The 22,351-nt window shown below is 42.4% G+C and carries 12 protein-coding genes; 11 read left to right on the top strand and 1 reads right to left on the bottom strand.

Annotated features, from left to right (window positions below; genetic code table 11):
• Positions 1–201 precede the first annotated feature (201 nt).
• The 8 genes from xseA to ABKW31_RS14360 all read left to right on the top strand — a co-directional run bounded on the left by xseA (position 202) and on the right by ABKW31_RS14360 (position 14,623).
• The gene (xseA, locus tag ABKW31_RS14395; protein ID WP_348617244.1) at positions 202–1,554 is read left to right on the top strand and encodes an exodeoxyribonuclease VII large subunit; all 1,353 of its coding nucleotides are present in this window, start codon (positions 202–204) and stop codon (positions 1,552–1,554) included.
• Between the two features lie 87 nt (positions 1,555–1,641).
• Positions 1,642–2,019, top strand: a complete 378-nt coding sequence (locus ABKW31_RS14390) for a hypothetical protein (protein ID WP_348617243.1) — start codon at positions 1,642–1,644, stop codon at positions 2,017–2,019.
• A 101-nt stretch (positions 2,020–2,120) separates the two neighbouring features.
• Entirely contained in the window at positions 2,121–3,503 is a 1,383-nt protein-coding gene (locus tag ABKW31_RS14385) for a TolC family protein (RefSeq protein WP_348617242.1), read from the top strand.
• Between the two features lie 56 nt (positions 3,504–3,559).
• Positions 3,560–5,026 (top strand): efflux RND transporter periplasmic adaptor subunit, encoded by a 1,467-nt coding sequence (locus ABKW31_RS14380; RefSeq protein WP_348617254.1) that lies wholly within the window; start codon positions 3,560–3,562, stop codon positions 5,024–5,026.
• The gene (locus ABKW31_RS14375; RefSeq protein ID WP_348617241.1) at positions 5,023–8,172 is read left to right on the top strand and encodes an efflux RND transporter permease subunit; all 3,150 of its coding nucleotides are present in this window, start codon (positions 5,023–5,025) and stop codon (positions 8,170–8,172) included. Before ABKW31_RS14380 ends, ABKW31_RS14375 begins: the two co-directional genes overlap by 4 nt.
• Positions 8,173–8,271: 99 nt before the next feature.
• On the top strand, positions 8,272–9,564 hold the full coding sequence (locus tag ABKW31_RS14370; protein ID WP_348617240.1) for an aminotransferase class I/II-fold pyridoxal phosphate-dependent enzyme: 1,293 nt from the start codon (positions 8,272–8,274) through the stop codon (positions 9,562–9,564).
• 298 nt (positions 9,565–9,862) lie between these two features.
• On the top strand, positions 9,863–11,296 hold the full coding sequence (locus tag ABKW31_RS14365; protein WP_348617239.1) for an IS1182 family transposase: 1,434 nt from the start codon (positions 9,863–9,865) through the stop codon (positions 11,294–11,296).
• 345 nt (positions 11,297–11,641) lie between these two features.
• Positions 11,642–14,623, top strand: coding sequence for a PAS domain S-box protein (locus ABKW31_RS14360; protein ID WP_348617237.1), 2,982 nt, complete (start codon positions 11,642–11,644; stop codon positions 14,621–14,623).
• Between the two features lie 319 nt (positions 14,624–14,942).
• Here ABKW31_RS14360 and ABKW31_RS14355 read toward each other — a convergent pair whose 3' ends face one another.
• Entirely contained in the window at positions 14,943–16,910 is a 1,968-nt protein-coding gene (locus ABKW31_RS14355; RefSeq protein WP_348617236.1) for a methyl-accepting chemotaxis protein, read from the bottom strand.
• A gap of 930 nt (positions 16,911–17,840) precedes the next feature.
• Here ABKW31_RS14355 and ABKW31_RS14350 point away from each other — a divergent pair.
• From ABKW31_RS14350 to ABKW31_RS14340, 3 genes are all read left to right on the top strand, one after another.
• Positions 17,841–18,083, top strand: coding sequence for a hypothetical protein (locus tag ABKW31_RS14350; RefSeq protein ID WP_348617235.1), 243 nt, complete (start codon positions 17,841–17,843; stop codon positions 18,081–18,083).
• 45 nt (positions 18,084–18,128) lie between these two features.
• A complete protein-coding gene (locus tag ABKW31_RS14345) occupies positions 18,129–18,662 on the top strand; it encodes a hypothetical protein (protein WP_348617234.1) in 534 nt (177 codons plus the stop codon).
• A gap of 544 nt (positions 18,663–19,206) precedes the next feature.
• Positions 19,207–22,320 (top strand): AsmA-like C-terminal region-containing protein, encoded by a 3,114-nt coding sequence (locus ABKW31_RS14340; RefSeq protein WP_348617233.1) that lies wholly within the window; start codon positions 19,207–19,209, stop codon positions 22,318–22,320.
• Positions 22,321–22,351 lie beyond the last annotated feature (31 nt).

The raw sequence follows: 22,351 nt of genomic DNA, 5'->3' as shown, positions 1-22,351 counted from the left end.
GGAAATGCACGCCAAGGTAAACTAACAAATGCGTTTTTCACTACATTATTGCACTAGGATAAAAAGTAAAACCACAAGTTAACAGAAAACCTACTTGGCATTAACAATCCACGTCGCTGAATTCAACATAGTTTTAGATGATCGTTTTTACCGGTATTACAGGGTAAACTACCGACAAATGTAAAGTTATCCTGAGTCTTAATGTTTAACCCACAATCTACCAGTCGCAATGTTCTTACTGTCAGCGCATTAAACCGAATGGCCAAAAATGTCTTGGAATCGGAGATAGGCCTAATTTGGCTGTCGGCTGAAATATCTAATTTTGTCGCCGCCAGTTCTGGCCATTGGTATTTCACCTTAAAAGACCCGCGAGCGCAGATCAAAGCGGCCATGTTCAAAGGTGCAAATCAACGAGTAGTGAAACGCCCCAAGGAGGGGGACAAAATATTGGTAAGGGCCAATATTAGTTTGTATGAGCCACGCGGTGACTACCAGCTTATCGTTGAATTTATGGAGCCTGAGGGTGAAGGTCAACTTAAGCAACAATTTGAACAATTAAAAATGACCTTGGCGGCACAAGGTTTGTTTGCCCAAGAACATAAGCAGAGCTTACCCGCCGCGGTGTTAAAGGTGGGCGTAATCACTTCTCCAACTGGCGCGGCTTTGCACGATATTCTGACGGTGCTAAAACGCCGTAATCCGGCCATTGAGGTGATAATTTATCCCACTCAAGTGCAAGGTGATGCCGCTGTCGCACAAATCTGTAAGGCCATACACATCGCAAATCAACGGGATGAAGTTCAAGTTTTAATTGTTGGCCGAGGTGGTGGCTCATTGGAAGATTTATGGTGTTTTAACCATGAAGAGGTGGCGCGGGCCATTTTCGCATCAGTTTTACCCATTGTTAGTGCGGTTGGCCATGAAGTGGATGTCAGCATTGCCGACTTTGTGGCTGACTTACGGGCCCCCACCCCCTCAGCGGCGGCAGAATTAGTCAGTCGTGATCAGAGTGCTCTGTTATTGGCTATCGCCACCTTGCAACAACAACTCACTAAACGTTTTCGCGCTAGATTAAATGAACTCGATTATCAGCAACAATTGATGTTGCAAAAACTACAGCGAAACCACCCACAAAAACAATTGGAACAGCAATTTCAAGCAGTTGACCAACTCAGTCAACGTTTAGAAAAAGCCTTGCAGGCACGTGTAGGCAAAGACAGTATCAAACAAGAAAACTTAGCCTTACGTTTAGCCAATAACAATCCGCAAAAGCTGTTTTTGCAAGGCGCTAAGTCCGCTAATGAACTGGAGCAGCGATTGTTGCAACAATGGCGCAAGTTACTCGATAATAAACACAAGCAACTCGCTAATGCCGGTCATTTGTTAGATACCGTGAGTCCTTTAGCAACCTTAGCTCGTGGCTACAGTATTAACTTTAAACAGCAAGAAATAATCAGAAGTGTCAAACAACTTAAACCGGGCGATGTTCTCACCACTCGCTTTATTGACGGTGAAGTGACCAGTGAAATTGCTACGATTAAAACCAACAAGTGAATGGACCGTGTAGCACAAAGAGCATGACTCTTTGTACAGAGTCGGTTAAAGTACAGGCTCATTTATCATCGGTAATTAATTGTAGGCATGGTTAGTAAGGTATTTACCCATTATCTAGTCATATCAGTACTGCTGCTCAGTCAGTGGTTTACTGTGTCTGCTATGGCGTGCCCGCTAAACAAGTCTAGTGGCCAAATGTCAATGAATATGACGGTCAATGATGAAGTTATGCCTTGCCATGACATGTCGAATACAACGCATCAATCCACCAGCAGTACTAATAGCGACATGGACTGTTGTGATAATAACTGTCACTGCCCCACTGGCGCCAGCTTCAGTTTATTATTGGTCAATATGCAAAACACCTCTGCGGCTAAAGTCAGCAATGCCCTGTTAGATGATTACCAGTTTTCCAGCCTCACCAGCTCGCTTAAACAGCACGCAAAACCACCTCAAGACAGATAACCTACCCTAGATCTATCTAAAAATTGAGGTTTACCCCTCTTATTCATTCTTTACAACAAGTACTGCGTAATTTCATCTAGCAACTTGTAGGATATGACACCATGCGATTCGCACCACTTTTACCTGGCACAGCTCGGCGGCTATTAGTTAATATATCGGTATTAAGCAGCTGCATATTGTTCAATTCAGCCAGTCAGGCTGAATTAAGCTTACAACAGGCACAGCAATTAGCCTTACAAAACGACCCTTGGCTTGTGGGAAATAAACTGCAAGAACAAGCCATTATTGCCAATAGCGTAGCCTCATCAACCTTCGCTGACCCAATGGTTTCCCTTGGATTTGCGAATTTACCCACTGATGGCTTTCGTTTTAATCAGGAGCCCATGACCCAATTTAAGATTGGCGTCAGCCAGCAATTTCCGCGTGGGGATAGCCTTGCTCTACAAAAAGAGCAGCTAGTGCAAATGGCGGCTCAATACCCGCAATTACGTTATGAGCGCCAAGCAAAACTCAAAGTCATGGTCAGCAAATTATGGTTTGATGCCTTCACCACCGAGCAGCGGATCCAACTTGTCGAGCACAGCCGACCTTTATTCAGTCAATTAGTGGATATTGTTGAGGCTAGCTATTCAACTGTGCAGGGCAGTACTACCCAACAAGACGTAGTGCGCGCCCAAGTTGAATTAGCCCGCTTAGATGACAGACTCGCCGCACTATTGGCAGAACGAGATACAAGTTTGGCTGAATTAAGCCAATGGTTACAAGACGAGCTAGAGCCAAATCTTGTGCCAACAGCACATAGTGGGAGAACCCTACCGCAAAGCTGGCCAATTCAAGCCATGCTTGACTCATCGGTGATAAATTTATTACAGCAGCAAGATTTGCGCAGTCTCTCGCAGATCTTGGCTCAGCACCCTGCCCTAATGGCCATTGAGCAACAAATTAAGTCGTCACAAAGCGCAGTAAATCTGGCTGAACAAAAATATCAGCCGCAATGGGGCGTTAATGCCAGTTACGCCTATCGTGATAATGACCCGCTAGGCAACACTCGTGCTGACTTTTTTTCCATCGGCGTGACCGTGGATGTGCCTTTTTTTACCGCCAATAAACAAGATAAAGAGGTAGAAGCTTCGCGCCTGCAAGCTGAATCAATCAAAACCGACAAACAACTATTACTGCGCCAGCTTCTTGCGCAAATGTTAAGTACATGGCGCACCCTAGATAGTCTTAATCAACGGATTGAGCACTACCTACAGAAAATTTTACCACAAATGGCTGAGCAATCGGAAGCCGCACTTAACGCCTATACCAGTGACGAAGGCGATTTTTCTGAAGTTATGCGCGCCAGAATAGCCCAGTTAAACACTGAACTTGATGTGATTAAGTTACAAAACGAACAAGCCAAATCACGCATTCAACTGGACTATTTTTTCACCACAAAAAATAACCAAGCACCTTTAAACGCTATGGGAGAACGACCATGAAAATCATTAATACGGCCATTGGTGGCATTGTGGTTGGTAGCGCCCTAACCTACACCATGATGCAGTGGACTGCCACACCCATCGAATCTGCTGCAACAGAACAAAAGCCTCTTTATTGGGTTGCCCCCATGGATGCCAACTATCGACGAGACAAGCCGGGTAAATCGCCCATGGGCATGGACTTGGTTGCAGTATACGCCGACGAGGCACAAAAAACGGCTTCGCCGGGCACCGTTAAAATCAATCCCAATGTGGTTAACAACCTTGGCGTGCGCACGGCACAGGTTAGTCGGCAATCTTTACACCTACCAATAAATACAGTGGGTTATGTGCGCTACAACGAAGATTCGTTAGTGCATATTCACCCTCGGGTGGAGGGCTGGATAGATACCCTGTATGTCAAAACGACGGGCCAACAAGTGGTAAAAGATGCGCCCCTTTATGCCTTATATTCGCCGCAATTAGTCAATGCCCAAGAAGAGTTTTTGTTAGCGCGTAAGCGCGATAATAGCGGGCTAATTGCCGCATCGTTAGAGCGTTTAAAAGCCTTGCAAATGCCCAGCCAGAGCATTGCACAATTAAGTAAAACGGGGCAAGTACAGCAAACCGTGGTTTTTACTGCCCCGCAATCAGGTGTGGTCGACAATCTTAATATTAGAGAAGGGTTTTATGTCAAACCTGGCACCACTTTAATGTCTATCGGCGCTTTAGATGAAGTCTGGGTTGAAGCGGAAATATTTGAGCGCCAAGCATCACAAGTCAAAGCCAATTTGGCAGCGACCATGACCCTTGGCTTTTTACCCGGTGAAATATGGCAAGGTAAACTCGATTATGTCTACCCTACTCTTGACCCTGTCACACGTACCGTAAGAGTCAGAATGCGCTTTGCCAACCCTGAGCGTAAACTCAAACCCAATATGTTTGCGCAAGTTACCATTCACAGTGAATTGGCTGAAGATAGCCTACTGGTGCCTCGCGAAGCAGTGATCCGCACAGGCGCGCAAGACAGAGTGGTGATGGCCCTAGGTGAAGGACAATTTAAATCAGTAGCCGTCAAACTAGGTGTCATTAGCACGGATAAAATACAAATATTAGCGGGCCTAGAAGAAGGCGATACAGTGGTGTCTTCCGCGCAGTTTTTACTGGACTCTGAAAGCAGTATTAGCTCTGACTTCAAACGCATGGATCATGATGCACAGCCAAACATTCACAAGATCAGTGATATGACAGACATGAGCCATATGCTATCCACTGACCCTTCAGTTCCCAGCGCCATGGTCAACGGTAAAATACTGCAGATTGACCGCGAAAACCGCGTACTAACTATTGCCCGCGATGCCATCGAAAAATGGCAACGACCGGCCGCAACGATGGATTTTCAATTAGCTGACAATATCGATATACAAGGTTTAAGCCTCGAACAAAATATTCATTTCACCTTTGAGATCCGTGAGGGAGCAGAGCAGGAATCGGCCTTTGTAATCGTGTTCTTAATGAGCTTAGAGGGAGACCATAACTTATGATCGAACGCATCATTCATTGGTCGGTCAACAATCGTTTTTTTGTGCTGGTCTGCACTTTTATTATGATCGGCGCCGGTCTGTTTGCGATAAAAAATACGCCGGTAGATGCTATTCCAGATTTGTCAGACGTGCAGGTGATCATTAAAACCAGCTATCCGGGCCAATCGCCACAAGTGGTTGAAGACCAAGTCACTTACCCACTTACCACCGCCATGTTATCGGTGCCGGGTGCGACAACCGTCAGAGGATTTTCGTTTTTTGGTGACTCTTATGTTTATGTGATCTTTGATGACAAAACAGATTTGTATTGGGCCAGAAGTCGGGTAATGGAATATCTATCTCAGGTTGCAGGCAGTTTACCTGAGGCGGCAAAACCACAAATTGGCCCTGATGCGACTGGCGTGGGCTGGGTGTATCTCTATGCCTTGGTTGACCGTACAGGGCAGCATGACCTTAGCCAGCTGCGGGCTATTCAAGATTGGTTTTTAAAGTTTGAACTGCAAACCGTCGCAGGTGTTTCCGAAGTCGCTGCCATCGGGGGCATGGTCAAACAGTATCAAGTCACTGTTGATCCCGACAAGTTGCGCGCTTACGACATTCCGCTGAGTCATATTCAACAAGCCATTAAACAAGGTAATCAGGAAGTCGGTGCCTCGGTGATTGAAATGGCCGAAGCCGAATACATGGTGACCTCTAGTGGCTATATACAGAAAATCGAAGATTTGGCGGCCATTCCATTAGGCTTAAATGCCAAAGGTACGCCTTTACAATTGCGTGATGTGGCCGATATTCGTTTAGGCCCACAAATGCGCCGTGGTATTGCTGAACTTAATGGCGAAGGTGAAGTCGCAGGCGGTGTGGTGGTGATGCGCTTTGGTGGTAATGCCCAGCAGACCATCGCGGGGGTCAAAACTAAACTCGACAGTTTAAAAGCCGGTTTACCCGATGGCGTTGAAATAGTCACCGTTTATGACCGCTCAGAACTGATAAACCGAGCAGTGGAAAATCTGTGGTCGAAACTCTTAGAAGAACTGCTAATTGTTGCCCTAGTCTGTGCGGCATTTTTGTTTCATTTACGCTCGTCCCTCGTGGCGGTTATTAGTTTACCTCTTGGTATATTGGTGGCATTTATCATTATGTATTGGCAAGGGATCAACGCCAATATTATGTCTCTGGGTGGTATTGCTATCGCCATCGGCGCGATGACAGATGGCGCTATTGTGCTGATAGAGAATATGCACAAACATATTGAACGCACACCACTGACATCTGAAAATCGTTGGCAAATTGTTGCCAAGTCCGCGAGTGAAGTGGGCCCAGCACTATTTTTCAGTTTACTGATCATTACCGTTAGTTTTCTGCCGGTATTTATCCTGGAAGCCCAAGAAGGCAAGATGTTTGCGCCACTGGCTTATACTAAATCCTTTGCCATGGCGGCGTCTGCCGGCTTAGCAATTACCTTGATCCCAGTTCTCATGGGGTACTTTATTCGTGGCAAAGTAATGAGTGAGGGCCGTAACCCCCTCAATCGCTTGCTGGTTGCGCTTTATCTGCCCATATTACGACGGGTACTGAACTTCCCTAAAACCACTTTGTTAGCCTTTGTCATCGTGGCAATCGCTGGCTTTTATCCCTTAACAAAATTAGGCTCTGAATTTATTCCTCCTCTGGATGAGGGAGACTTGATGTACATGCCCACCACCTATGCCGGTATTTCTGTCGGTAAAGCCCGCGAAATTCTGCAACAAACCGATAAGTTAATTTATACCATTCCTGAAGTATTGACCGTGTTTGGTAAAATCGGCCGCGCCGAAACAGCCACTGATCCCGCACCTCTGACCATGATCGAAACCTTCATCCAATTTAAGCCCAAAGAGCAATGGCGGGCAGGATTAACCACAGACAAATTGCGTGAAGAACTTGAAAACGTTGTGCAAATTCCGGGGTTAACCAATGCCTGGGTCATGCCCATAAAAACCCGCATAGATATGCTCGCCACGGGCATTAAAACCCCAGTGGGTATTAAAGTAGCTGGGGCCGATGTCAAAGTGATTCAGCGTATTGGCCAAGATATTGAAAAAATCTTAGGTGAATTTCCTGGCACTGCCTCGGTGTATTCAGAGCGGGTAGCCGGTGGACGCTATATTAAAGTCGATATTAATCGTGATCATGCGGCGCGCTACGGCTTAAATATTAGTGATATTCAACAAGTTATTGCCACGGCCATAGGGGGCATGAACGTCACACAATCTGTTGAGGGTTTGGAACGTTATCCCATAAATTTACGTTATCCACAAAGCTACCGCGAGTCACCTGAACAGTTAGCATTGTTGCCCATTGTCACAAAATTAGGCCAGCGTATCGCATTAGCTGATGTGGCGAGGATATACATAGAAGATGGTCCGCCCGCCATAAAAAGTGAAAATGCGCGGATCAACGGTTGGACTTATATTGACCTTGATCACAACACAGATATCGGCAGCTATGTTGAAAATGCTGCCCTAACCTTGGCCGACTCTCTCGATTTACCCAGCGGTTACAGTTTAACGTGGGCGGGGCAATACGAATATATGCAAAGAGCGAAACAAAAACTCAGCTATGTGGTGCCCCTAACGTTAGCGATTATTGTGATCTTGCTGTACATGAGCTTCAAAAGTTTCTCAGAAGTGATGTTGATCATGCTAACCCTGCCCTTTGCCTTGATTGGCGGTATTTGGTTGATCTACTTACTCAACTTTAATTTATCAGTGGCAGTCGGCGTAGGTTTTATTGCCCTCGCGGGGGTGGCGGTAGAGATTGGCGTACTGATGTTAGTTTATCTCAATCAAGCCTATCAGCAGATGCAAGAAGCGCGGCCAGACAGCAAGCAGCCACTTGACAAACAACACCTAATTGAAGCCATTGAACAGGGTGCAGGAATGCGCATCAGGCCTATTGTAATGACAGTATCTACCGTAATACTCGGCTTAATGCCGGTGATCTATGGTTCAGGAACCGGCTCAGAAATAATGAGTCGCATTGCCGCCCCTATGGTAGGGGGTATGGTCAGTGCCCTAGTTCTCTCGTTAATTTTAGTGCCAGTGGTTTATATGCTTTGGAAACAAATTCCAACAAAAAGTACTAAAGCCACCGACACCAAGCCTTAGACATCTAGATGGCTAAATGCTATGGTTTTCTAAATTGTTATTACACTGATATCAACAGGGCTTGATATCAGTGTCCACTTTCACATAAAGGAAGCGATCATGAAACTCGAATCATTGGCATTGCACCATGGCTATGAATCTGAAGCCACCACCAAAGCAGCGGCCGTACCTATTTATCAAACCACCTCTTATACTTTTGATAATACTCAGCACGGCGCTGATTTATTCGATTTAAAAGTAGCTGGCAATATCTACACTCGTATTATGAACCCCACTACCAGTGTGCTTGAGCAACGCTTAGCCGCCATTGAAGGCGGAATTGGAGCTTTAGCTGTAGCCTCAGGCATGGCGGCGATTACCTATGCTATTCAAGCTTTGACTCAAGTGGGCGACAACATCGTCAGTACCAGTCAATTATATGGTGGTACCTACAATTTATTTGCCCATACCCTGCCCCGTCAAGGGGTTGAGGCACGCATGGCCGCTTATGATGATTTTGCTGGTTTAGAAGCCTTGATTGATGACAATACCAAGGCAGTATTTTGTGAATCTATTGGTAACCCCGCAGGTAATATTGTTGATTTACAGCGTTTAGCCGATATTGCCCATAAACATGGGGTACCGCTCATCGTTGATAATACCGTAGCAACCCCCGTATTATGCCGCGCATTCGATCACGGCGCTGATATCGTCATTCACTCACTGACCAAATATATAGGTGGCCATGGCACCACCATTGGTGGCGTGATTATCGACTCAGGAAAGTTTGATTGGGTAGCCAACAAAAAACGCTTCGCCATACTTAACGAACCTGATCCCTCATACCATGGCGTGGTGTATACCGAAGCCTTTGGTCCCGCAGCTTATATTGGTCGTTGCCGTGTTGTACCGCTACGCAATACTGGCGCAGCCCTTGCTCCACAAAGTGCATTTTTGCTGCTACAAGGTTTAGAAACCTTAAGCTTAAGAATGGAGCGCCATTGCAGTAATGCCCTGGCCCTAGCTGAATATCTAGAGCAACATCCTAAGATAAGTTGGGTTAATTATGCGGCCTTACCCAACAGCCCGCATCACGCCAATTGTCAGAAAATCACCGGTGGCAAAGCCTCAGGTATTATTAGTTTTGGCATCAAAGCGGATTCCGCCGAGCAAAGTATAATAGCCGGTGGCCAGTTTATCGACGCTCTACAAATGATATTGCGTCTGGTGAATATCGGTGATGCAAAGTCATTGGCCTGTCACCCAGCCAGCACCACTCACCGCCAACTAAGTCCAGAAGAACTCGCCAAAGCTGGCGTGTCTGAAGATTTAGTGCGTATTTCGGTGGGTATTGAACACATTGACGACATTATCGCTGATGTTAGCCAAGCTTTAGATAAAGCTACCGCTTAAGCGAAAAGCAGCAGCTAGTAAATAGATACTAGCTGCTGATAAAAAGCCAAAAGCGTTTTAAGCACAGAGAAAAGGAGTCTGGAAATAGAAAGAGGCTAAAGTGCAGGGTTATTTAGCTTAGTGCTTGGGCTAATTTCTTTAAGGGTGAGCCGCTTCGAGCGCAGGCTGTGTGAAAACTATTGATCACCTTTTGGACTAAGCACGGTGTTTATATGATCAATCAGTCTTAATGTAATCACCTATCTAATCTCCGTTTTTAGTATAATTAAGTGGTCAGCCAAACCAGAGAGAATCTGTGATGTCTCACCATATTAAAGGCCAATCAAGAACACAAACTACACTGCTACTAGAAGTGCTAGACGATTTTGTCACTGAAGATAATCCCGTTCGAGTCATTGATGTTTTTGTGAATGAAATCAATCTTGAATCATTGGGTTTTAATCGGGTGCAGGCAAAACAAACTGGCCGTCCTTGTTATCACCCAGCAACACTGCTCAAGTTATATATTTACGGTTATCTAAACCGTATTCAATCATCACGCCGTTTGGAAAAAGAGACGCATCGCAACGTTGAACTGATGTGGCTAGTCGAACGTTTGCAACCTGATTTCAAAACCATTGCTGACTTTAGAAAAGACAACGGCAAAGGCATTAAAAATGCTTGCCGCCAGTTCATTCAACTGTGCCGCCAAATGAACATGTTCAGCGATGCGGTATTCGCCATTGATGGCAGCAAATTTAAAGCGGTAAATGCCAAAAAGAATAACTTCACTCCCCAAAAAGCCAAAGACCATATTGCACTAATTGAAACGAGTATCAGCGAATATTTATTGAAGTTAGATAGTGCAGACGCTAACGATAAAAGTGATAAAGATGTGGGGTTGATGCAAGATAAATTAGCCTGGCTCAAGAATCGCCTTGTTGAGTTGCAAGAAATTGAAGAAGCAGTTAATGCTCACCCAGACAAGCAATTATCGTTAAATGACCCCGATGCGCGTTTAATGAAAACCGATAACATGAATCGCAAGGTCTGCTATAACGTGCAAAGCGCAGTCTATACAAAACATCACCTTATCGTCAGTCATGACATCACGATGTCGACAGACCGAGGCCAACTAACGCCCGTTACAACGCTAGTGCAAGAGGCTCTAGATAGAAAAGATATCACCGTTTTTGCCGACAAAGGTTATTTCAGCCGTAATGATATTAAAGCAGCTCAGGATTTAGGCGCGACAGCTTTAGTCCCCCAAATCGATACGTCCGGCTCAAAAAAGAAAGGCATATTTAATAAGTCATTGTTCAAGTATGATCAGGACAAAGATGTTTATGTTTGCCCAGCTGGCGAAGAATTACAAAACCGAATGCGAGTGTTTGATAGTGGCTTAGAACAAGATGTTTATTTTAACCATATTGCTTGCAGGGACTGCGCAATTCGCGCCAAATGCACAACATTGAAACGCGACCCCAGACGAATGCGGCGTTGGATACATGAGGCTGAAATTGACGTAATGCAAACAAGGTTAGATGCCGCACCTGAAACGACGGTCATTAGAAAACAAACCGTCGAACACCCGTTTGGCACCATCAAAATGTGGATGGGGGCAACTCACTTATTGATGACACGAAAGAAAAACGTCAGTACGGAAATGAGCCTTCATGTATTGGCCTACAATCTAAAACGAATGATGTCGATTGTTGGAATATCCACACTCATTACCGCCATGCAGGAATGATGGCGAGTTGTTAGCAAAATCATCTCAATAGCGCAGTATACAAGCTAATTTGCCATCCATTTTAGAACAGTGACTAATAATATTTTAATTACTGCTAGATTACCTAGTAGCTTAAGGATGTGTCTAAATCTGCTTAATAATATCTGAATTAGGGCAGATGAATTTAATGAATTGATGGCGTATTAAAAATAGGGTGCTGTCAGTTACAGTCAAAACATCTTTTAAATCAGAATTTTATCTGATAATCTTTTTTTACAAACGAAAACTTAGGTCGTTGTTGCCCATAGTCCATTTAGCAATTTATTGGATTCAATTAGGCTACTAGGCACTGCGGATATTTTGATAATGAGCGAGATAATAACTGAGGAATCAGAAGATAAACTGAACACTGAGGCTCTTGCCAATCCACCATTGAAAGCACCTTCACTACCCTCCAAAACTAAGATACAGAAGCGCATCCACGAGTTAGAATTACGCCAGATTGAGCTTGAATCAGAGAATGATATACTTCGGATTGCGGCGAGTAAGCACGCTGAAATAGCCTCTGCTGGCTATTTTACGCTTTCGAAGTTAGGTGACATCATTGAAATAGATCTTAAAAGCGGCAAAACACTTGGTAAGGAGCATTCAACGTTAAAAAACAGTAGATTTGATTCTTTTGTTTCAAAAGACACTCTATCAGTTTTTCAACTGTTTATTGAAAACGCATTTCAAAGTAAAAAACAACAAGTCTGTGAACTGACGCTATCAAACAATGGAAACTTATTAGTCAATGTTTTGCTTACCGGCATCGTTACTAACAATGAAGAATTGTGTAATGTAAACATGGTTGATATTACTGAGCGTAAGCACATGGAGGAAAATATTAAAACCCTGAGCGCTCAATTGCAGGGGATCTCAGAGATTGAGTCACTATATATTCGTAACGTAGATCCGAAAATAATTTTCGACCGTGTATTGAAAGTAATACTTGAGATAACCGCTAGTGAATACGGCTTCGTAGGTAAAGTTTTTTACAACAGTCAAAGGGAGCCCTATCTCAAGACCTTAGCGATCACCAACATTTCATGGGACGAAGATACTAGACGTTTTTATGATGAAAACGCACCGCAAGGTTTGGAGTTTAGGAAACTCAAATCACTTTTCGGTGAGGTTTTGTTAACAGGTGAGCCGGTAATTTCCAATGCTCCCAATAAGGATATCAGGAGGGGTGGACTACCAAACGGACACCCGCCGTTAAATGCGTTTCTAGGACTCCCAGTTTATTCAGGCAATGAATTGGTTGGCATGATGGGAGTTTCAAATCGGGTCGGTGGCTATGATGAGACTATAGTAGAGTTTGTTCAACCCTTGCTTACGTCTTTTAGTTCTATAATGGTGACAATGCAATCCATTGCTGAAAAAGAAAAAGCTGAAGAAGTGTTACTAGAGCTTAAAAACAAGCAAAGTGCAATGATTTCCAATATTTCAGATGTAATCTGCATAGTTGGAAAAGACGGTATTGTAAAATACGAAAGTCCTAATGTCGAAAAATGGTTTGGATGGCAACCGGAGGAGCTTATTGGTTCGAATTACCTATTAACGGTTCATCCGGACGATATGCAGCGTATACAAAAGGTATTATCCACTCTCCTGAAAAAGGGGAATTTGTCAAAAAAAGTTGAGTACCTATATAAATGTAAAAATGGGCATTATAAACCGATACAACTGAGCGTAACCAATTTGCTCGATAATCCAGCAATAGATGGGTTATTACTGAATTTCCATGAAATTACAGAACGTAAGCACGCGCAACAAGCCTTGGCTGATAACGAAAGGTTTTTGCAGGCCATCATAGATACGGAGCCAGAGTGCATCAAGTTGCTCGATATTAACGGTAACCTGTTGATGATGAACCGCGCTGGACTGGAGATGGTAGAAGCTGACTCATTTGAGCAAGTCAAAGGGCAATGTATCTGTCCATTGGTCACAGAGCCATACAGGGATGCCTTCCTAGCTTTGCTCAAACATGTATTTAAGGGGGGCTCAGGAACGCTAGAATTCGAAACGGTCGGGCTTAAAGGGGGGCATATCTGGCTTGATACTCACGCAGTTCCTTTTAAAAATGACAAAGATGAGATTGTTGCACTACTGGGGATCACCCGCAACATGACCGAGCGCAAATATATCGAAGGGCAACTATTAATTCGTCAGCGAATGGACTCGTTGGGTACCCTTGTCGGGGGCATATCTCATGATTTTAACAATATACTCGGTGCATTAGCCGGCAATTTAGACCTGCTAAGTCAATACAATGAAAATTTTCATGAAAAGCAGCAAAAATTTTTGGAAAACGCGAAAAAAAGTACAAATCGAGCTATTGAACTGACTAAACAGTTTCAATCACTTTCATCAATCCGCCATTCTGATAAAACGACTATTGACGTTTATGATATAGCAAAAGAAGTATTTGGTTTGCTTGAGGCAACCACCAATAGACTCATTAAAAAAGAAGTTCAATTTAATAAGGGCGAGTTCCTCATATCTGCAAATTCTGGGGACTTACATCAAGTATTGTTAAATCTTGCTACTAATTCAATCCATGCCATTGAAGAGAGGAAAGTCACCAGTGAAGATTATATTCGGCTTAATGCTGAAGATTTTGAGGTGCGAAACGGTAACAGAACTGGACTAATTGACGGCGACTACATTCATTTTTCATTTAGCGATTCGGGATGTGGAATGTCTGATGAGGTCTTGATACAAGCCTTCGACCCAATGTTCACAACTAAAGATATAGGTAGTAAGCGTGGCCAGGGACTAGGCCTTGCAGTGGTTTACAACATTATTACTAAACATAACCACGGAGTTATCGAAATAGCGAGTAAGATAAATGAGGGAACAACATTTCATATTTATCTGCCTAAAGCTCAATCTTTAATAAATATCGATACGCCACCTAAAACAATTGTTCAAAAAGGTGGGGCAGAAACCTTACTGTTAGTCGATGATGATGAGTTGGTTCTAAGTGTGGTGAAGGATATGCTTGAAGCATTGGGTTATCCGGTACTAATAGCGATTAACGGTAAGGAAGCTTTGAAGATATATACACGAAATATAAATTCAATTGCTGCGGTTATTCTAGATTTGAATATGCCTGAAATGTCAGGAAAAGAAGTATTCGAAGAGATGTTTAAAATAAATCCTAATGTAAGTGTAATCATCTCATCAGGATATGGAGATAAACAAATCCAGCAAGGTGGCTTGGTAGGCACGAAAGCAATCCTAAGTAAGCCATATAGATTAGAAGACTTAAATCGCGTTATTCGACATGTCTTGGGCTCGTAATCTTCCTAATTAAGTCATGCGCCTGTTTTGTTACTAAATTCTGTGGGCTAGTGAATTAATGATTTTAATTAAGACCCTGAATGTCTCATTCTGCTTAACCAATTGCGAATCTCTCCTTTGGCACTCAGGTGACAGAAGTCTTCGAGCGATCAGGAGATAGTCGACGACGTTGAGGGCTATTGCTGGTTTCTTGAGAAACCGGCCAATCACTGTTTTTTAGTTGGATGGCAAATTTGTACCAATGGACTGGCCGGAGTTTTGACACTATCTTATCTGTTCTGCGGTGAACAGACGCTCATATTTTTAGAAAATACTTCGCTTAAACAACGTAACGTTTAATCTGGCGCAACATATCATTAGCAATAATGGACAACTGTCTAGCAGCCGATGCTATATGGCTTGCACCAGATGAGTTTTCTTGTGACATATTATCGATATTTCGTATCTCTTGCGTCATCAGGCTAACCGCTCTCTGTTGTTTTTCGGCTGAACGATATACCTGTAATGCTATTTCATCGAGGATTACCATGCTATCTGTTACATTACTCAACGTCGTATTCATTTGTTCAGCCATTGCAACAGCCTCTGAAGCTTGTTCATTACTTTGATCAACCGTTTGGATTGCTTGGTTCGTAGACGTTGTCAACTCACCAACAATACGCGAAATTTGATCTGTTGACTCCTGTGTGCGTTTAGCGAGTGCGCGCACCTCATCTGCAACTACAGCAAAGCCTCGCCCCTGCTCGCCAGCTCTTGCTGCTTCTATGGCAGCGTTTAAGGCAAGTAAGTTAGTTTGGTCGGCTACTGAACGTATAACGTCTACCATTCCTAATATATCTTTAACCCGCAAATTCAGTTCAGAAATAATGCCACCAACATTCTTTACTTTTGCTGCCGTTGATTTAATACCATCAACCGCCTTCACTACATTAATCTCACCTTCATGCGAAGAATTTCGAGCAGCGCTGGTAGTATTACTGACTTTGCTTATGTTTGCTAAGTCCTCTTCGATTCCATTATTCAAGTGTTCTGCCGATTTAAGGCTCGCACTTACGCTCTTTTGTTCATTAATTATGTTGGTACTTGTTTGTTCTGTTGTGGAAGCTGTTTCAGTGCTTGCTGCCGCAATTTCATAGGCAAATTGCTGTAATGATTTAAAGTCAGTCTGTAACTCTTTTAACGTTACGTTTATCGTAAGAGCAATCTGCCCTAGGTCATCTTCAGTTACAATAGTAACTTGTTTTGACAGGTCATGATCTTGAGCAACACTAGCCATAATTTCTAATATTGCGTCGGATTGACGTCCACGCGCACGAAGCATAAGGTAAATAATAGAGGCTAAAACAATCATAGAGACAAGTAGTAATAGTTGCAGGTACATAAAAGTTTTTGCAGTAAATATTGTTTCTTCTGCAAATTGCACGATCTCTGTTAATAAAATATCCTCAGCTCGTTTTAACTCATTAATTCGTGAAGTGGCAACAGTAAACCACTTCGTTGCATCGCGATCCAAAGGCAGTAATACTTGTGTAGTGGCATAGTCCCTATACTGAATGACATCATTATTTGCCTGACTTGATAAAAACTCAGTTATAAACGGTTTAAATTCTTTAGTAGCAAATGCTTCAACACTTTTTAAATAAACCGCTTGTTGCGTTTTGTTTTCTATAAAACGATTAAACAAGTTTGAGTTAAAACTACCCTCAGCAAAGGCATTACTTAGCAAAGCTCTCTCTATTCCTGAGGCTTCTTTGACATTGCTTAAATTATACAAAACAGTAAATTTCTGTTTGAGTAGGGGCACATCAATATCCCTAGCTAAGATACCGTTGAATTCAAGAATGACGAGATTTATGCTTGTGTAGTAACGAATAGCTGATGACAGTTCAATTGACATTTCATCAACTGAAGTTCGGGTGCCACTAAGTGCACTTAACCTTGTTTTGACTGGCTCGGCTAAAAAGCTATCTATGAGGTCATCATTCAAATTTGTTAAATATTCGTTCAAATTTTGAATGGCTTTATCAACATTTCGCCTCTGGTCTATTAATTCGTTTGTGAATTTTCGCCCTTCTGAACCAATAAATCCTGCTGTCATTCCACGTTCTTTTTGAACCTCATGCAAAAGCGCATTACTTAGAGACAACAATTCGGTCCTATTCATGGTGTTTGCTAAATGATTAACGGTATTTAATGAACTCATAAACATCACACCAACCAACACAACCAGAAATAGAGGGCCAACTAACGTGAGTATCGGTAAATTACGAGATAACCATTTTTGCATAGTATTAAATCCTGAAATTAATGTTTTGATCTAAAGGCAACTTTAAAATAGTCAGCACTAAAGTCTTTGCGTCAGAAATTAATAGCAAACAATCTGTTAGTCAGATTAATATTGAACTATAAAAAATGAAAGTCTTTTATAGGGTGAAGTACTCGGTGGTCAACGCCGCTGACTTAGGCAAAGGTCCAAAAAAATCAAGTATAAACTCCATATAATATATGGAGTTCAGTGGTTTCGAAGACTACGAATGTTTGCTTTAATACAAATGCTAGATGTCACCTTTAAGCAAAATCACATATTAAATGTCCAACGCTTCGACCGATTTGTTCTCGCCCTATCCAGACATAATTTGAGGAATCCTGAACGTCTGCAATCTTCTAGAAGGGAGCGTTCCCTGAACAAGTAAGCTATGACCGCTATTGGCACTCAAGCGACAGAGGGCTCCAAGCAAAAAGCGGATCTTCGATTATTTACCAGTGAATATTGCTTTTATAAAGTAAAGCAGTCACACAAATTTAGATTTCCTTTCAAATCACTATTTTTTGCGGTTTAAATCCATCAAATATGTCGGGTGCGTTACTTAACAAGGCCAGTCAAATTGGACTAGAATTCGATATACAGCTGTCGTTAACCACAGCAATCTGTTGTCACAAATTGCAATGAGTTCTAATGGCACTGAGACGACAGACGGCTGCCAGACCAAACCTCACGGTTTAGCCCTTGCCATTCGCTAGTAGTTAACGTTTAATAACGGTAAGTTAATTAAACGGTGATCTTTCTACAGAGGACTTTCACCCGGGGCGGCCTCCGCTCATTAATTCATGCCCATGCTGGGCATACACAAGCCAAGTCAGCGGGAATTTTACTCGCTGAAAAACACTCATAAAATCCCCTGCTTGGGGCGTTATGTTTTCAGGATGATTCAAGCATATGTTTAAAAAAATAGGCTTTGGCATAATTGGAATACTTTTCTTAGGCGTATACGGCGCTATTGCGAATAAGGTTTTCTCAGGCTCTGAACAACAAATACATTATGCACAAAATGAGTTAATGTTTGGCAGTTACACCCTTTCAGGTGGCTTCATATTAATGACCATAATATTGCTTATAGTTTGTAACTACCTTATCGATTTACTATTTAAAAGTAAGCATAAAAAACAATCGCGTATTTGATTGTAGTGAAAACATAACAAGCTAATAAATAAGGACAAAAAACAGTTGGCTGTTTTCGTTCCTAAACATTTTAGCCAACAATTTTGCCCATTATTAGGGCAATATGGGCAAGACATGGATCTGAATATTCGTCTTTTTAAAATGCTTCTATTTCCTTCGTTTTGGGGAAATGCTTTTTCTTTAGCTTTTAAAGAACATTGGATTTATTTAGCCGTGTTCACTTTGATGATTAATGGTAGTTCTTTGATGAGAGGTGAATTCTTGGAATTCATAGTCTCAGGCTTTTTTGTGGTTAGTGTTGTAGGCATATTGTTTATTTTTTATTTAACATACACTTTCATAATAAAAACATTCAAAGAGTCTGATTTTAGGGTAATGGCGTTTACTCAACCATGTGTATTTGTTGTTAGTGAGCTGCTTGGAATTAAAATTGATAAGCCTCCGGTTATGGAATATTCCTCATTTAGTGACGACCTACCTGATATGCCATCAAAAATAGGCTTTATATTGCTAATCGTTGTGAAAATTTCTACTATTGTTGGGATATTTTACATATGTTATTTAATTGCTAATCTGTAGTCATATACCCATATAAGCCATTCAAGCCGGACTTTTAACAGTCGGTTAGGTGCCGTTTCGCTCCACTCCACTTTTTAGCCAACAATTAAAAGTATCTTAAAGGAGCGTTAGTGTATGCTTTGCAGTATTTGGGATCGTTCAAAGGGGCGAACGTGAACAGCCGCAATTGGCACATTAGAGCAAGTCAGCTCTAGCTCTTTACTCCAATAATAACTGTCTTTTTTAACTGATTTTCCTCTGTGAACTCTGTGTCCTCAGTGGTTCAATTTGTTCTTTTATCTAATTCGACCTAAAAGATTAACCCCATTAGCACAAAAGCGAAGTTCGGCTTCGAGCGAATTGCAGTGATATGACTAAATGAAACTTGGCTGGCAGGTCAGCGCTCAATATAGTCAAAATTGCTTGATATCTGATTTTTAGTCAATAGTCGATTTTCAAGTGTTCTGACCCCTTGATTTACCTTGGAATTTAATAATGACTAGTTGCTTATTAAACTTGAACAAGTAATTATCGTGGCAGCAATCCCCAACAATTATCCATTTATATGAAAAAACTGTTTATCAGCCTTGCCACGATTTTTGCCATCCTGTTAGCGGCCATTATTATCATTCCTATCGTGTTCGAGGATGATATCAATACGGCCATTGATGCCGCCATTGGGAAAACGGTTAATGCTGATGTTGTTTTCGATACCGATGATTTTAGTATTTCACTGCTCAAGAATTTCCCCAATGCTACCGCTGCTATGAATAATATTAAGGTAATCAACCGCGCACCATTTGAAGGGAAAACGCTTTTTGCTGCCAAAAAATTTGAAATTGAAATCGACCTATTCAGTTTATTTGGCGACAAAATAACAATAAACGGTTTGGAATTAATTTCCCCCGAGATCAATATCATTGTTCTCGAAAATGGGACGGGCAATTATGACATTGCCATTGCAACTGATGAAGAAGAGTCCAGAGGAACTCCAACTAAAGACCCTGCCAATTTTAATATTGGGCTCAATCACTGGCAGATCTCAAATGCCAATCTGGTCTACGAAAATGACACCTTACCTGTGAAATTAGAGATCAAAAACTTAAACCATAGTGGTAATGGCGATTTCAACCAAGACCAGTTTGACATCACCACACTTACTGCCATAGATGCAATGTCAATAATTTATGATGGGGTGGAATATCTGTCCAATAAATCCGTAACCGCAGACGTTGTTATGGCCATCAGCGACAATAACAGTCGTTATACTTTTAAGGAAAATAAAGTAGCCGTTAATGACTTTGGATTCGGGTTTGATGGCTTCCTGTCTTTCAATAAGGATGGCAGCATAGACATGGACTTGTCTTATGAGGCTAAGCAAACCACGTTTAAAAGTCTGCTGTCTTTGGTACCCGGTATTTATACTGACAATTTTAATAGTCTCGAAACGGCCGGCAATCTGTCTTTTGTCGGAAAGGTGAACGGAAAGTATAACAACCTAACCAAGCCCGCGTTTAATCTGGCCTTAAAAGTGGATCAGGCGATGATTAAATACCCTGACTTACCTGCCACAATATCCAACATCAGTCTCGATTTATTAATCGATAACCAAGACGGTATTATTGATAATACGGTAGTAGACCTAAAACAATTTCATATGGATTTTGGCAACAACCCCTTTGATGCAAAAATCCTGGTTGCCAATTTGCTCAATTATGAATTAGATGCGTCCGTGAAAGGCAATCTAAATCTGGCCGAGATTTCCACTATGATCCCCATGGAGGGCATGTCCACGAAGGGAAATCTCAGCATAGATCTAAAAGCCCAAGGTATTTATGACAGCCTTAGCGGGCAGACACCCAAAATTGATGCTGTCATCAAATTGGTCAATGGTCAGGTCAAAACTGCCGAGCTTCCTTATGTGCTCGACAAGCTGAATTTAGAAGCACAAGTGAAAAGCCCAACGGGTAAAATGGCGGATTTTATTGCGGTCATTAACAACTTATCGATGGAAATGGATGGAGAACCTTTTGCAGCGGATCTCGAATTTTCCAACCTCGATAATTATACCTGGAAATTAAATGCCTCCGGGGGTTTGGATCTCGAAAAAATCACCCAGATACTCCCTCTCGAAGACATTCGTCTAAAGGGTAAAGTAAAGGCAAATCTTACCACTGCGGGCAATATGGCCGATCTGCAGGCCAAAAAATATCATCTGTTACCCACAAGTGGCAATGTAGCCGTCAGCGGGCTCGATTATACGGATAGTAAACTGCCCTCCAATATCACTATATCCTCAATGGCGGCTTCGTTCGATCCTGAGAAGATTTCCATTGATCACTATGAAGGAACCATCGGCAAAAGTGACATTGCCATTACCGGTTCAGTATCCAACTATATGGCTTATTTATTTGCCGAAAATCAGGTTCTCAAAGGAGCAATCAGCGTAACCTCCAAGCTGATTAACCTCAATGAATTTATGAGCGAAGAAGTTGAGGACGATACGCTAAGCCAACAAAAAAGCTATGGTGTCATTGAAATACCAAAAAACATCGATTTTGTGATGAAATCAAATATCAAGGCAGTGACGTTGATGGATATGTCCATTGCCGATGCTCAGGGAGACATCATAGTAAAAGACGGTGTGGTGCAGTTAAGCGGATTAAATTTTAATCTGTTGGCTGGGGCTTTCGCTGTCAACGGCGCTTACGATCCCCGCGATTTGTCAAAAGCAAAATATGATTTCAACTTAAAAATCGATCATTTATCCGCCAATAAAGCGTTTGAAACACTTAAGGTTGTTCAGACCTACTTCCCAATGGCCAAAAACATTGATGGTAATATGTCTACTGACCTCAAGCTCAATGGATTGCTGGATCAGTCCATGGTGCCGGATATGAATACCATTAGCGGTACCGGATCCTTAAATATTGGCAATGCAACGTTAAAAAACTCTAATGCATTGCAAGGTATTGGCACCTTTATGGGTAACAAATTATTGTCCCGTGAACAGGTGACGATAAAAGATATATTAATGACGTTTACCATTAAAAATGGACTGGTAACAGTCAAACCTTTTGACCTTAATTTGGGCGGTTATAAATCCACCCTATCAGGAACATCTTCGTTAAGTGGAGGCCTGGATTTCGATATAAAAATGAACGTTCCGGCCGGGCAATTAGGGAGTCAGGTAAACAGTCTAGTGTCTCAATATTTGGGAGGCAATACCCCTTCGGACACTAGCGTCATCCCTCTAAATATCGGTATTGGCGGCACCATCGACGGGCCTACTTTTAAATTGAAGGGACAGCCTAAGGTAGCCGATATAATTAAGCATGCTGTGAAGGAGCAAACCGAGGAAATGCTTGGAGGAGACGTAAATGCCAAAAAAGAAGAACAACGCCAAAAAATTCTTTCTGCGGCCCAAACTCAGGCCGACAAACTGACAACCGAAGCTAAAAATTTAGCAGACAAAGTCCGAACAGAAGGTTATGCCAAGGCAGGCAAGTTGATGGACGAGACCAGTAACAACCCGCTAAAAAGAATGATAGCGGAAGAGGCGGCCAAAAAGTTAAGGAAAGAAGCAGACAACTCCGCCAATAAAATTGAAAGGGAGGCCGATGAGCGGGTCAGTGTATTATTGTCCAAAGCCAAAAAAGAGGCTGACGCTATAGAATAAAGGATAGTGCCCCCCCATCATTTAAAACAGA

It is taken from the genome of Paraglaciecola sp. 25GB23A (assembly GCF_040012495.1).
Classification (GTDB): Bacteria; Pseudomonadota; Gammaproteobacteria; order Enterobacterales; family Alteromonadaceae; genus Paraglaciecola.
The sequence above is the reverse complement of the archived record's forward strand: the minus strand, read 5'-3'. Positions and strand labels throughout refer to the sequence as shown.